12 protein-coding genes and 1 pseudogene are annotated in these 12,789 nt (G+C 72.3%); 4 read left to right on the forward strand and 9 right to left on the reverse strand.

The genetic code is table 11. The features are described from left to right. Positions 1-56 precede the first annotated feature (56 nt). On the forward strand, positions 57-1,499 hold the full coding sequence (locus AB0E90_RS05085; protein ID WP_360399316.1) for a trehalose-6-phosphate synthase: 1,443 nt from the start codon (positions 57-59) through the stop codon (positions 1,497-1,499). Here the strand turns inward: AB0E90_RS05085 and AB0E90_RS05090 are convergent. The 6 genes and pseudogenes from AB0E90_RS05090 to AB0E90_RS05115 form a co-directional block, all read right to left on the reverse strand. After that, positions 1,482-2,231, reverse strand: a complete 750-nt coding sequence (locus AB0E90_RS05090; protein WP_360399319.1) for an alpha/beta hydrolase — start codon at positions 2,229-2,231, stop codon at positions 1,482-1,484. The two genes, AB0E90_RS05085 and AB0E90_RS05090, sit on opposite strands and share 18 nt — an antisense overlap. Then, positions 2,228-3,577: an NAD(P)-binding domain-containing protein gene (locus AB0E90_RS05095; protein WP_360399322.1), complete on the reverse strand. Its 1,350-nt coding sequence runs from the start codon at positions 3,575-3,577 to the stop codon at positions 2,228-2,230. Before AB0E90_RS05095 ends, AB0E90_RS05090 begins: the two co-directional genes overlap by 4 nt. Before the next feature lie 25 nt (positions 3,578-3,602). Then, on the reverse strand, positions 3,603-4,274 hold the full coding sequence (locus tag AB0E90_RS05100) for an endonuclease/exonuclease/phosphatase family protein (protein ID WP_360399325.1): 672 nt from the start codon (positions 4,272-4,274) through the stop codon (positions 3,603-3,605). Positions 4,275-4,277: 3 nt separating this feature from the next. Beyond that, entirely contained in the window at positions 4,278-5,228 is a 951-nt protein-coding gene (locus AB0E90_RS05105; protein ID WP_360399328.1) for an ROK family glucokinase, read from the reverse strand. Between the two features lie 765 nt (positions 5,229-5,993). Then, a pseudogene (locus AB0E90_RS05110) lies at positions 5,994-6,389 on the reverse strand (hypothetical protein); the annotation flags it as partial. Between the two features lie 16 nt (positions 6,390-6,405). Next, on the reverse strand, positions 6,406-6,858 hold the full coding sequence (locus AB0E90_RS05115; protein WP_360399332.1) for an SRPBCC family protein: 453 nt from the start codon (positions 6,856-6,858) through the stop codon (positions 6,406-6,408). Between the two features lie 144 nt (positions 6,859-7,002). Between AB0E90_RS05115 and AB0E90_RS05120 the strand changes: the two genes are divergently transcribed. Both AB0E90_RS05120 and AB0E90_RS05125 read left to right on the forward strand, forming a co-directional pair. Further along, complete coding sequence (locus AB0E90_RS05120; RefSeq protein ID WP_360399501.1) at positions 7,003-8,628, forward strand: GAF domain-containing sensor histidine kinase; 1,626 nt, start codon at positions 7,003-7,005, stop codon at positions 8,626-8,628. A gap of 7 nt (positions 8,629-8,635) precedes the next feature. Then, positions 8,636-9,304, forward strand: a complete 669-nt coding sequence (locus tag AB0E90_RS05125) for a response regulator transcription factor (RefSeq protein ID WP_020512124.1) — start codon at positions 8,636-8,638, stop codon at positions 9,302-9,304. Here AB0E90_RS05125 and AB0E90_RS05130 read toward each other — a convergent pair. Together AB0E90_RS05130 and AB0E90_RS05135 are read right to left on the reverse strand one after the other, a co-directional pair. Next, entirely contained in the window at positions 9,301-9,705 is a 405-nt protein-coding gene (locus AB0E90_RS05130; RefSeq protein ID WP_360399334.1) for a DUF4395 domain-containing protein, read from the reverse strand. The genes AB0E90_RS05125 and AB0E90_RS05130 overlap by 4 nt on opposite strands. Positions 9,706-9,759: 54 nt before the next feature. Continuing rightward, positions 9,760-10,266, reverse strand: a complete 507-nt coding sequence (locus AB0E90_RS05135) for a MarR family transcriptional regulator (RefSeq protein ID WP_360399337.1) — start codon at positions 10,264-10,266, stop codon at positions 9,760-9,762. Between the two features lie 54 nt (positions 10,267-10,320). On the opposite strand from AB0E90_RS05135, the gene AB0E90_RS05140 reads away from it, so the two are divergent. Then, positions 10,321-11,553 carry an MFS transporter gene (locus AB0E90_RS05140; protein WP_360399340.1) on the forward strand — a complete coding sequence of 411 codons (1,233 nt, stop codon included), beginning with the start codon at positions 10,321-10,323 and terminating at the stop codon, positions 11,551-11,553. Positions 11,554-11,619: 66 nt separating this feature from the next. Here the strand turns inward: AB0E90_RS05140 and AB0E90_RS05145 are convergent, their stop codons facing one another. Further along, entirely contained in the window at positions 11,620-12,711 is a 1,092-nt protein-coding gene (locus AB0E90_RS05145) for a thioredoxin family protein (RefSeq protein WP_360399343.1), read from the reverse strand. Positions 12,712-12,789 lie beyond the last annotated feature (78 nt).

A 12,789-nucleotide genomic window follows, 5' to 3' on the forward strand; every position in this document is an offset into this window, starting at 1 on the left:
ATGGAATTGACCACTATCTGTGTAGCGCGCTGCTGTGGCTCTAGTAACCTTCGGTGATGCGCCAGAGCTCGCTGGTCGTGGTTGCCAACCGTCTCCCGCTCGACGACAACGTCGCCCCCGACGGGGCCTGTGAGTGGCGCCGCAGCCCGGGAGGGCTGGCCGGCGCGCTGCACGCGATCCTCGAGGGCACCCCGGCCACCTGGGTCGGCTGGGGCGGCGGAGTGGGCCCGACGCTCTCGCTGCCCGACATCGGCACGCTGCGGTTGCGCCCGGTCCCGCTGACCGAGGACGAGCTGCGGGGTTATTACGAGGGCTTCGCCAACTCGACGCTCTGGCCGCTCTACCACGACGCCGTCGAGCAGCCGGTGTTCGATCGCGGCTGGTGGGAGACCTACCGCACGGTCAACCGCCGGTTCGCCGAGGCCGCCGCCGAGGTGGCCGAGCCGGGCGCGGCCGTCTGGATCCAGGATTACCACCTGCAACTGGTCCCGCAGATGCTCCGGGAGCTCCGGCCGGACGTGCTGATCGGCTTCTTCATGCACGTGCCGTTCCCGCCGCCGGAGCTGTTCATGCAGTTGCCCCGCCGCCTCGAGCTGCTCGGCGGGATGCTCGGCGCCGACCTGGTCGGCTTCCAGCGCCCGCAGGCCGCGCACAACGTGGCGCAGCTGGCGAGCAAGCTGCTCGGCGCGCGCGGCGCCGACGACGCGATCCTGATGACCGACGGGCGGGTGGTGCGCACCGGCGCGTTCCCGGTGTCGATCGACGTGACCGAGATGGAGGCGCTGAACGCCCGGTCGTACGTGGTGAATCAGGCCCGCCAACTGCGGCACGACCTCGGGCCGCACAAGAAGGTGCTGCTCAGCGTCGACCGGCTCGACTACACGAAGGGCATCGAGCACCGCCTCACCGCGTACAGCGAGCTCCTGCGCGACGGGCACGTTAAGGTGCGCGACACCGTGATGGTGCAGGTGGCGGTGCCGAGCCGGGAGCGGGTGGAGAGCTACCGAGGGCTGAAGGACCGCATCGAGCGCGAGGTCGGCCGGATCAACGGCGAGTACGGCCGGGTCGGCGAGCCCGCCATCCACTACCTGAACCAGCCGTTCGACCGGGCCGACCTGGCCGCGCTCTACCAGACCGCCGACGTCATGGTGGTGACCCCGCTGCGCGACGGGATGAACCTGGTGGCCAAGGAATACGTGGCGGCCCGCGCCGACGACACCGGCGCGCTGGTGCTCAGCGAGTTCGCCGGGGCGGCCAACGAGCTGGAGGACGCGTTCCAGGTCAACCCGCACGACGTGGACGGGTTGAAGGACACGCTGCTGCAGGCGCTCGACGCCGACCCGGCCGACCTGTCCCGGCGGATGTCGGCGATGCGCGCGCACATCACCGAAAATGACATCCACGCGTGGGCCCGCGCCTACCTGACCGCCCTCGACCACACCGGCCAGCTCGCCCGCCGGCTCCCCCGCCAGCGGGAAGTGTTAGTCAACCGCGGTTAGTTCCTTGGTCAGCCAATCCAGGACGGCGTCGATCGGCTCGGCCCAGCCGGTGTCGAGCATCAGGGCGTGCGCCATGCCGGGGAACATCAGCGGCGCTCCGCCGTACTCCGCCGCCACGCGATCGAGCGACTTGCGCGGCACCACCCTGTCGTCCGGCGAGCCCACCACCAGCACCGGCGCGAGCCCGGCTCTGGAATGCGGGGCCACCAGGCGGCGCTCGAAGGTCATCCGGGCCAGGTAGTCGTCGGCGGTGGCCACGTCCGGGCCGAACAGCTGCTTGCGGTTCAGGCGGGGGCGCCGGCGCAGGGTGCCGAACGGATTGGCTTTCAGCGCGGCGCCGAGCGTCGCCCAGCGGTCCATCGCCGGGGCGGCCAGCACCGCGGCCCGGGCCGGGTAACGGCCGAGCGCGTGCGACACGACCAGCGCGCCGGCGCCGTGCCCGATCAGCACGGCCTGCCGGGGCAGCGACGCCGCCACCTGCACCAGATCGTGCACGTGGGCGCGCAGGTCGCCGTCGGCGCGCGGGGTCAGGGCGTAGGCCGGGAAGCCCCGCCCGGCCGCATGCGGGAGCCAGTGCTCGGCAAACGCCCAGGCGCCGGTGCCGGGCCCGGCCACGAACAGCAGCGGCGGATGCTCGGCCTCGCCCTCGACCAGCCGGGACAGCACCTCCCGCTCGACCGGCGGAACCGGCGACGTCCAGTCGTCGAAACGAAGCAGCTCGTACGAGGTCATGTGGCCGGCTCCATCTCGTGCAGCAGCTCGCCCACGGCCTTCAAATACGCGATGTGGTCGACCTCGAACCAATGCCGCCGGGTGGGCACGACCTGGCGGCGGGACCAGCTCGGCAGCGGGCGGGCCGACTCCTTCTGCTGCACGGCCGCGGCCCGCACCGGGTCCTCGCGGCGAAGCTGCAGCCAGCGGGCCACCGCCACGCTCTGCCAGTGCGCGAGCGGCAGCACCCCGGAGTCCGGCTGGAGCAGGCCCACCACGGCGAGCGTCGGGTGCTTGCGGGCGAACGCGTGCAGGTGCAGGTCGGGGCGGCCGTCCAGGTCGGCGCCGATCAGCGCCGGGTCCAGGAACTCGAAGCGCGGCGTGTAGCCGGTCGCGGTGATGACCAGGTCGGCGTCGATGCGCCGGCCGTCGGCCAGCTCCACCTGACCGCCGGCGAAGCGGGCCACGTCCGGCACCGGCTTGATCCGCCCGTGGCCCAGGTAATAGGGCAGCTGGCTGTTGACGATCGGGTGGCTCTCGTACGGCCGGTGGTCGGGCTCGGGCAGGCCGTAACGGGTCAGGTCGCCGGTGGTCAGCGCCAGCGTGCGACGGTAGAGCCACTGGCGCAGGCGCAGCGGCAGCCGCCACCTGAGCAGCCGGTCGTTGACCTGGTCGGCGGGGCGGCCCATGACGTACTTCGGGGCGTACCAGTAGCCGCGGCGGGTCGAGTGCCAGACCGTGGTGGCCTGCTGGGCTGCCTCGACCGCGATGTCGCAGCCGGTGTTGCCGCCGCCGATGACGAGCACCTTGCGGTTGCGCAGCTGCGCCGGGTCCTTGTACTGCGCCGAGTGGATCACCTGCCCACGGAACGTGTCGGCGCCGTCGATCTCGGGCTTGGCCGGCGCCCAGTTGTGCCCGTTCGCGGCGACCACGGCGGCGTAGCGCTGCACCCGGGACGAGCCGCCACCGGTCGAGCGGGTGGTCACGTCCCAGCGGCCGTCGCCCACCGGCGCCGCCGACACCACCTCGGTGCCGAACCAGATGTGCTCGCCCAGCCCGAAGTGCTTCGCGTACCGCTCCAGGTAGGACAGCACCTGGCTGTGGTGCGGGTAGTCGGGCCAGTTGTCCGGCATCGGGAAGTCGGGGAACTCGGTCAGCGGCCGGGACGAGATCAGGTGGGTGTTCGCGTAGACCGGACTGCGGTCGTGCCGCCAGTTCCACGCGCCGCCCACCGACGTCTCGCGCTCGTAGCAGTCGACCGCGAAACCGTGCTCGCGAAGGTTCTTGATCGTGGCAAGTCCGCTGGCCCCGGCCCCGATGACGCAGACCGCGTCCCGACGGTCGGCGATGTCCGGAGTGTCGTGCACGCGGCGATCCTGCCAGATGTCCGGCCTACGAGGAAGGGAGCGTCAGGTCCGCCAAGACGGGTAAATGATCACTCGCTCGCCGGGCCAGGTCGGACGCCACCACCTCGTACCGGTCGATGGTGATGTCGGGGGTGACGAACAGGCCGTCGATGACCCGCGCGGGCAGCGTCGCCGGGTAGGTGAAAGTGCCCGCCGACGAGGAGACGAGACCGTCCTCGACCGTGCGCCAGGCGCCGCCGCCCGGCCCCTCGTTGAGGTCGGCGGCCGCGATCACCGGGCCCTCGATCCGCTCCAGGGCCTCTTTCCAGAGGGCGGCCTGGGACGGCCGCTCGGCCGGATCGGTGGCCAGGTGCGAGCCGGAGACGGTGAAGCCGCCGCCACGCACCGAGCCGCGCAGGAACGCGGCGCCGCGCAGATGCCGGCCGGGGGTGAGCGGGTACCGCATGCACCAGGTCTCGTGCACCCGCACCCGCAGGCTGACCAGCAGCAGGTTGCCCAGGGCGGGCAGGCCGCCGGCGCCGACCAGCATGCCGGTGTCGCCGGCCAGCGCCGCGCACTTCTGCCGCCAGCGGAACCGGCGCGGCGCCTCCTGCACCACCAGGACGTCCGGCGCCAGCTCGCGGACCAGCCGGATCAGGGCCTGCCGGTCGTCGCGCAGGCCGTGCACGTTGTAGCTGAGAACCCGCAGCGCCGGCATCGGTCAGATCCGGCGGGCCAGGTCGGCCGCGCCGACCACCCCGGCCGTGTTTCCCGTCTCGGCCGCCACCACGTCGGCGACCGGGAAGCGGTCGCGGTTCTTCAGCTGGTCGCGATAGGTGTTGCGGGTCGGCGTCATGAGCAGCTCGCCGGCGTCGACCACGCCGCCGCCGACGACCAGGATCTGCGGGTCGAAGCTCTGCGCCAGGTCGGCCATCGCCACGCCCAGCCAGTACCCGATCTGCGCGAACGCGTCGCGGGCCACGCCGTCGCCGGCCCGGGCCGCCTCGGTGATCTGCCACCCGCTGATGGCGAGCGGGTCGCCGCCGGCCAGATCGAGCAGCTTGGCCGCCCGCTCCGGCTCCTGCCGCGCGCCGGCCCGGGCGAACCGGACCAGGGCGTTGCCGCTCGCGTACTGCTCCAGGCAGCCGAGCCGGCCGCACCCGCACGGGTGGCCGTCCGGCACCGACTGGATGTGGCCGAGCTCGCCGGCGATGCCGTTCGCCCCGCGCCACAGCTTGCCGTTGAGCACGATGCCGCCGCCGATGCCGGTGCCGACGGTGATCATCACCATCGAGTCGTCGGCGTGCCGGGCGACCCCGAAGCGGAACTCGGCCCAGGCCGCCACGTTCGCGTCGTTCTCCAGCACGGTGGGCAGGCCGACCGCCTTGGCGACGTAGTCGCGCAGGGGCTCGTCGCGCCAGGCCAGGTTGGGCGCGAACAGCACGGTGGAGCCGGCCGCGTCGATCCAGGCCGCGGCGCCGATGCCGATCGCGACCGCCTGCGGATATTGGGCGGCGAGCTCGGCAGCCACCTCGACGATCGTGTCGCGGGTGCCGGCCGGGTCTTCGGCGGGCGTGTCGCGGCGGTTGGACGCCAGGACCGTGCCGTGCTCGTCGACCACCCCGCCGGCCACCTTCGTGCCGCCGACGTCGACTCCGATGGTCAGCGTCACGCTGTCTCCTCTGCTACCCGCTTACTGGACGCCGTCGCCGGAGGCTTCGTCGCCCGCCGTGCCGTCGCGCTTTCCCGGCGCCACAGCGCCCGGAACATCATGATCCACCGAGGTGGGTCCCGCCACGCCGCCAACACCCGCATCGGCGGTGGCCGCGGCCCACACATCAAACCCCTGCGGTGTACGGGCGGAGCGTCCCGCCCCAGCATCCGTGTCGCCCGTCTCTGCTTTGATCTTGGCCGCCCCAACCTTGGCAGCGCCGGCCTCCGCTGCTCCGGCCTCCGCTGCTCCGGCCTCCGCTGCTCCGGCCTCCGCTGCCCCGGCCTCCGCTGCTCCGGCCTCCGCTGCCCCGGCCTCCGCTGCCCCGGCCTTGGCCGCTAGCGCTTTAGCCGCCTCGGCCAGGGCCGCTGCCTCCGCCACGCGCTTGGCCGCCTCGGCCGCCGCCTCCCGGGCTGCCTTGGCCGCTTTACGCCGGGCGGCGTCGGCTGCCCGGCGCGCCCGTAGTCGCTCGGCTGCCACGTCGGCCGCATTCGCCGCCGACGCAGCGGCCCACGGGTCGCCGCTCGGCGCAGCCGCAGCCGCAGAGCCGGCGCCCGCCGCCTGATCAGCGCTCGCGCCGGGGTCGGCCAGCTCCGACTCGTCCAGCTCCGCCTCGGCCGGCTCCGTGGCCGGTGCGGTCGTGCGGGTGGCGAACGACCAGGTCTCGCCGGGGTCGGGCGGCGGGGCGGGCCGGGCCGGGCGTGGCTTGGGCCGGGCGCCGGTCAGCGCGGAGACAGCACGCAGCATGCTCGCCACGCCGGTGGCCAGATCGCCGGCGCCGGCGGCCAGGCGGACGGCGGTCATCGGGCTCGGGTCACGCACCGCGGCGATCGCCCGGCAGACCGGGCAGACGCAGCACTCGGCGCTGCCGGTGGACCAGCTGTGCCCGGTTTCGGCGCCTTCCTTACCGCCTGCTCCTGTGTCGGCTCCTGGGCCGGCCGCGATCCGGTTAACGACCTGGGTGACCGAGTCGGCGAGGGCGCCCAGCCCGGCGGCGACCGCATCACGCGTACCGGATGAATTGCCGGAAGCTTTCGCTGCGGCACCCAGCCCGCTGCTCGTGGCCATCGCGATCATCGTCGCGACCAGCCGCTCGGCCTCCTCGCGTGCCGACGCCGTCATCCGGACCCTCCCCCGCTCAGCTCGATGGGAGGCTCTCGACCCGGCGCTTGAGCTGCTTCAACGCCGTGTCCATGATCAACTTCTCGGCTTTTCGGCGGAACATGCCGAGCATGCCGATGGAGAGCTCCACCTCGAGTGTGTAGGTCACGGTAGTCGTTCCGTCACCGTTGTCGGTCAGGTCGTAAGACCCTTCCTGCGATTTCTGCGTCTTGGACGGCTCGACCAGGTGCCATTCGACGCGGCTCAGATCCTCGGCGTAGGCATACTCGAGGGTGTAGTCGTCGGCCATCACGCCGGCGTCGATCACGAACCGGACGCTCGCCGCATAGCCGTCCTCATACTCCTCGAGGACCTCGATCTGCTTGAGCGCGTCGACCCATTCCGGGTACCGCGGGAAGTCGCAGATCACCGCGGCCACGCGGTCGACCGGGGCATGAACCTGGATCGACTGCGTCGAGGTGTCCGCCATGCACGGAGGCTACCTCTTCGGTCCGACAATCCTGACCACCGGGCCGAGCCGTTCCGGGACGATGCGGCTACCATCCGTCAGGTGCCGGTGCTAGCCAGTGTCTCCGCGCGCGTCCAGCCGCTCGCGGTGGCCGCGCGCATCATCATGCTCGCGCTGGTCGCGGCCCTGACTCTGATCGCCACCCGGGAGCCGGCGCAGCTGCGCTGGATCGCCCTGCTGGTGGTCGCCGCGCTGCCCGCGTTCCTGGCTCCGGACCATCGCATCTTCGGCCCGCTCGGCCGCTTCGCCGAGGTCGCCATCACCGGGCTCGCGGCCGGCTCGATCGCCGCCGCCGCCGACCTGACCGGCACAGTGGACGCCGGGTTCGGCGCCGAGGCCGTGCTTCCCTACCTGGCCGTCCCGCTGCTCACCGCGGCCCTGCGCCGCCGCCCGACCGAGGGTGCGGCGCTGCTCGGGGTGGCGGCCGTGGCGCTGGTCGCCGGGGGCACCGTGACCGGCTCGCAGAGCCCGATCACTCAGCCCGGCTTCCTCGCGGCCGGGGGACAATGGCTCGTGCTGGGTGCCATCGTCACCTTCGCGGCCGATACGATGCGACAACTGATGCAACCCGCCGAGCCCACCCCCCAGCCGTACGCGGAAGCCACCCGCCTGCTGACCCAGCTGCGCAGCGTGGCCCGCTCCCTGCCCGGTGCCACTCTGGACCCGGGCGGCATCTCCGAGCACCTGCTCGAGGAGCTGCGCCTGGTCGCGCCGGGTGATCGCGCCGCGGTGCTGTCCACCAGTGGCGGCGGCCGTCTCGTCGTGCTCGCCCAGACCGGCGCCGAGCGGGTCGACTGGGAGACGACACTCGACTCCGACTCGGCCATCGCCGAGGCCTGGGCCACCCAGCAGCCGCAGACCGCGAGCCGCTCGCAGGCCCGGTCGCACCGCCGCGGCGACGTCTCCTCGCTGGTCGTCCCGCTGGTCGCCGGAGTGCGCACGATCGGTCTGGTCATCCTCGAGGCGGATGTGGCCAGCGCGTACCCCTCGTCAGTGGTCTTCGATGTCACCGGGGTGACCGAGCCGGCCGCGATCCGGCTCGAGGCCGCCCTGCTCTTCGACGACGTGCGGTCGCTGGCCACCAATGAGGAACGTCAGCGTCTCGCCCGGGAGATCCACGACGGCGTCGCGCAGGAACTCGTGATGGTCGGCTACGGCATCGACAACGCGCAGGCCACCCTGCCGGAGGGCGCCGAGGAGACCGCCGAGGAGCTGCGCGCCCTGCGCAACGAGGTCACCCGGGTCATCACCGAGCTGCGGCTGAGCCTGTTCGAGCTGCGCTCCGAGGTGGACCGCAACGGCGGGCTGGCGGCCGCCATCGCCGAGTACGCGCGCACTCTCGGCACGTCGGCCGGCCTGCGCGTGCACTTCACCTTCGACGAATCGACGGCACGGCTACCGGCCGCGACCGAAGCCGAGCTGTTGCGTATCGCGCAAGAGGCGATCACGAACGCGCGGAAACACGCAGGAGCCTCTAATCTGTGGGTTACCTGTACGGTGGACCCGCCGTACGCGGAGATCGAAGTCTCCGACGACGGCAAGGGGTTTGCCGACGACCGCCCGGACGGTCGTTACGGCCTGACCATCATGGCCGAGCGGGCGGAACGGATCCGGGGCCGATTGAAGATCACGCCGCGACACCCCAGCGGGACAACCGTAGCCGTAGTGCTCGGTTCGTCGGGGCGGCGCGATAGCGTGCGGGATAGCGTTTCCGCTCCAGAAGGGGAGTAACCCGAGCATGTCGACCAGTCCTGCGCCGACCACGCGCACCAAGGTCCTCCTTGTCGACGATCACGACCTGATTCGTAAGGGGCTGCGACACGCATTCGAGCGCGACCGCCAGTTCGAGGTCGTCGGGGAAGCGGCCACGGCCGCCGAGGCGGTCCGCCAGGCCGGCGCCCTCCAGCCGGACGTCGTGATCATGGACCTCCGCCTGCCCGACGGCAGCGGCCTCGAGGCCACCAAGGCCCTGCGGAAGAACAACGCCAACATGGGCATCGTGGTGCTCACGATGTACGCGGGCGACGACCAGCTGTTCGGCGCGCTCGAGGCCGGCGCCAGCGCGTTCGTGCCGAAGACCGCCCCCGCCGACGAGGTCGTGGCCGCGGCCCGGCACGCCGCCTCGGCGCCGAGCGCGTTCACCGCCGCCGACCTGGCCGAGGCCATGAAGCGCCGGCTCGCCCCCTCCGGCCCGCAGCTCTCCCCCCGCGAGGGCCAGGTGCTCCGCCTGCTCGCCGACGGCATGAGCGTGGCCGGCATCGCCAAGCAGCTGTTCGTCTCGGAGTCGACCGCCAAGACGCACATCTCGAAGCTGTACGAGAAGCTCGGCGCGGCCAACCGGGCTCAGGCCCTGATGACCGCGCTGCGCCTGGGTCTCCTCGAGGCCCCCGACGCGCCGAAGTTCTAGGCCGTCGCCCTTTTGATCAACAGGTAGGCCTCGCAACCGAGACACAGACCGAAGGCCGCGTTCAGGAATGCCGCAAGCAGACCGAACGCGGCCGCCGTCACGCCCAGCGCGGTCACGCCACTGAGGTAACCGACCGCGCTCAGGGCCAGGAAGGTCAGGCCGACGGTCTGGGCGAAACGCACGGGGGCGGCGGGCTCGCGGTCGGCCGGTGGTCCGACCCGAGGCAGGATCAAGAGCCGATAGATGTACGCGTACGGACCCTTACGAGGGTCGTAGGCCGTGATCGCGAAGACCACGGCCTGGGCCAGCGCCAGCCAGCCCGATCCGGTTGCCAGCACCAGGGCGATGACGATGCTGGTCAGGGCCGCGGCGAAGCGCTGCCCGCGGGGGTCGAGTTCCATGCCTGGAAGCCTCGCTGTTTTTCCCGGCGTGCGCCCCGTGACGGTGATCACTACTTACTCTATCGATTTAGTGACCTTTCGCAGCAGGGCATTGAGCTGCACCAACTCCTCGCCGGACAGGGCGCTGAGCATCTGCCGGTCGCGGGCCATCCCCTCGAAGATGTGCTTGTTCCACTCCGCTCGCCCCTCCGCGGTGGGCCGCACCAGCACCCGCCGCCGGTCGGTGGGGTCGACCGCCCGGGTCACCAGGCCGGCCGAGGCGAGCCGGTCGAGGCGGCTGGTCATCGCGGCCCGGGTCACGTGCGTGGCGTCGGCCAGCTGCGCCGGGGTGGCCTCCATCGGATGCGGCTGCACCATCAGCGCGTGCAGCGTCTGGTAGTCCTCCATGGTGAAGTCCTCGCTGCCGGCGAACGCGACCGCATCGGCCCGGCGAGCCCACTTCGCGATGTCGTTCATCCGCACCCGGGCCCCCTCGACCTCCGGCTCGAACCGCGGATCGTCCTTCCAGAACGCCGCCCAGCGCGCCACATGGAGATCCACGCCGTCTCTCTCGTCCGTCATGCGCCCATGATAATTCGATTACGAATAGTTCGACGTCGAACTACTCTCTCGATCGTGCTCACCGACTTCCGCCTGCTCGCCGCGGGTCAGACGCTCTCCTGGATCGGCAACGGCTTCCAGACCGTCGCCCTGGCCGTCGCCGTCGTGCAGGCCGGCGGCGGCGCCCGCGACCTCGGCCTGGTGATGGCCAGCTCGGTCACGTTCACGCTGATCAGCGCGCTGTTCGGCGGCCTCTGGGCCGACCGCCTCCAGCCCCGGCTGGTCATGGTCGCCTCGGACCTCCTGCGACTGGTGGCGGCGGCGCTGATGGCCGCCATGTTCTTCGCCGACGCGTACCACCTGCCGCTCCTCTGCCTCTTCGCCGCCCTGTCGTCGAGCGCCGGCAGCTTCTTCAACCCGGCGATGGTCGCGCTGCGCCCACTGATCGTCCCGGCGGAGAAACGGCAGGCGGCCAACGCGACGCTCAGCCTGCTGCAGACCGGCAGCGCGGTGATCGGGCCGGCCCTGGGCGGTCTGACGGTGGCCGCGTTCGGCGCGCCGATCGGCTTCACGGTCAACGCGGCCAGCTTCCTCGCCTCGATGGCCGCCTGCCTGCTGCTGCGGGCCCGGGCGGAACGCGGCCCCCGCTCGTCGATGCTCAGCGAGCTGGCCGCCGGCTGGCGCGAGATCAGCAGCCGCGACTGGCTGAAGGGCGGCCTGTTCGGCGCCACCGCCTACCACATGGCCAACGGCGTGATCCTGGTGCTGGTCCAGGTGGTAGCGATCGAACGCCTCGGCGGCGCCTCCGCGGCCGGCTTCATCGCCGCAGCCGAGGGCCTCGGCGGCACGATCGGCGCGGCGGTAGCGTTGCGCTTCAAACCACGGCGTCTGCTCCGGGCGGGCTGGCTCACGCTGCTGCTGATGCCGCTCTGGGCACTTGCGTACGTCTGGCCCGCCGAGCTGATCGCCGTCCTGCTGGGCGCCGTGATCGGCTACGCCGGCCTGATCTTCTTCGACGTGGCGTGGGAGACCGCCCTGCAGGACCAGGTCCCACAGACCGCCCTGGGCCGGGTCGCCTCGTGGGACTACCTGACCTCCTACCTGGCCATGCCGCTCGGAAACGCCTTGGCCGGCCCCCTGTCCTCCCGCTACGGCACGAACCCGGTCCTGACCGCCTGCGCAGCCGTCCTGCTCCTGGCCGCCCTGTCCCAGCTACTGATCCCCGGCACCCGCAACCTGACCCGAGGACCCGAACACCCGGCACCCCCGACCACCCCACCCGAACTAGCCGAAGCCACAGCCCTCTGACCGCGAGGTCGCAGGTGGCTGAGCGGCGGGCTGCCGGGCGCCCGAGTGGAAGGCGAACGCCGATCGTCAGGTGCCGGGGAGCAGGTCCGCGATCGCGGCGATCAGCTGGGGCTTGCTCGGGACGCCGGTGGCCCGCTTCACCACGCGGCCCTCGGCATCGACGATCAGCAGGGTCGGGGTGCGCCAGATGTTCAGCTCGCGCACCTCGGCCAGGTGGCTCTCGGCATCGACCTCGACATGTTGCACGTCCGGCAGCATGTCGGCCACCTCGCCGCTGACCCGGCGGACGGCCCGGCACGGAGCGCAGAACGCCGACGAGAACTGCAGCAACGTCACCTGCGCGGGCCCGGCACCGAGCCGGTCGAGCAGGCTCCGGTCGAGGTGCGCGCCGGCGGCACTCGCGTCCCGCGAGGCCTCCTCGACAACACCGGGTTCCTCCCGCACGTCCGGAACAACGCCCGGCTCAAACGGCCCGGCCGGCTTGGCCGGCTCGCTCAGCTCTCCCGGCGCAGTTAGCTCGTTCCGCCCGGTCAGCTCGCTCAGCTCACCCGGCCCGCCCAGCTCACCCCGCCCGGCCAGCTCGCCCGGCGCGGTCAGCTCACCCCGCCCGGCCAGCTCACCCGGCCCGCCCAGCTCACCCGGCCCGCCCAGCTCACCCGGCCCGCCCAGCTCACCCGGCGCGGCCAGCTCACCCGGCGCGGTCAGCTCACCCCGCCCGGTCAGCTCACCCCGCCCGGTCAGCTCACCCCGCCCGGTCAGCTCACCCCACCCGGTCAGCTCACCCCGCGTGGGCAGCTCGGCCGGCGCGGCCGGTGCGGGAATCGCCGACGACGGGGCGCGGTCGCGCGATGGCCTGGCGGTGTCGGGCTCGGCGGCGTGGGGCTTGGCCGGGTGGGAGAGGGAATCCGCGTGGCTGGCGTGCAGTGCGGCCGCTGCGGCTCCCGACGCTGCCTTTGCGGCTGTGGCGGCGTTGGCGGTCGGGGACGTGCGGTCGCGCATCTCCGGCACGTCGAGGCCGGCCGCGCCCAGGATCGAGGCGCGGCGCCTCTTCTCGACGGCCTCGTCACGGATCATGCCGTCGGTGCGCCGGCGCCACAGCCCGATCGTCGTTGCCACCACCAGCACCGCAACGATGACGGCGATACCCATCGCGTCCATGGGCCAACTCTGTCACGCCCGAGTTGCTGAACGGCAGCGATGCCGGTCACGCAATCCGGCGTGGGTCAGGCGGGTCGG

It is taken from the genome of Actinoplanes sp. NPDC026619 (assembly GCF_040638295.1).
Taxonomy (GTDB): domain Bacteria; phylum Actinomycetota; class Actinomycetes; order Mycobacteriales; family Micromonosporaceae; genus Actinoplanes.

What these genes read in the sequence shown, in the direction of transcription:
- AB0E90_RS05085 (WP_360399316.1), top strand. Translation starts at nt 57, where the DNA reads ATGCGCCAGAGCTCGCTGGTCGTGGTTGCCAACCGTCTCCCGCTCGAC.
- AB0E90_RS05090 (WP_360399319.1), bottom strand. Translation starts at nt 2,231, where the DNA reads ATGACCTCGTACGAGCTGCTTCGTTTCGACGACTGGACGTCGCCGGTT.
- AB0E90_RS05100 (WP_360399325.1), bottom strand. Translation starts at nt 4,274, where the DNA reads ATGCCGGCGCTGCGGGTTCTCAGCTACAACGTGCACGGCCTGCGCGAC.
- AB0E90_RS05115 (WP_360399332.1), bottom strand. Translation starts at nt 6,858, where the DNA reads ATGGCGGACACCTCGACGCAGTCGATCCAGGTTCATGCCCCGGTCGAC.
- AB0E90_RS05120 (WP_360399501.1), top strand. Translation starts at nt 7,003, where the DNA reads ATGCTCGCGCTGGTCGCGGCCCTGACTCTGATCGCCACCCGGGAGCCG.
- AB0E90_RS05125 (WP_020512124.1), top strand. Translation starts at nt 8,636, where the DNA reads ATGTCGACCAGTCCTGCGCCGACCACGCGCACCAAGGTCCTCCTTGTC.
- AB0E90_RS05130 (WP_360399334.1), bottom strand. Translation starts at nt 9,705, where the DNA reads ATGGAACTCGACCCCCGCGGGCAGCGCTTCGCCGCGGCCCTGACCAGC.
- AB0E90_RS05135 (WP_360399337.1), bottom strand. Translation starts at nt 10,266, where the DNA reads ATGACGGACGAGAGAGACGGCGTGGATCTCCATGTGGCGCGCTGGGCG.
- AB0E90_RS05145 (WP_360399343.1), bottom strand. Translation starts at nt 12,711, where the DNA reads ATGGACGCGATGGGTATCGCCGTCATCGTTGCGGTGCTGGTGGTGGCA.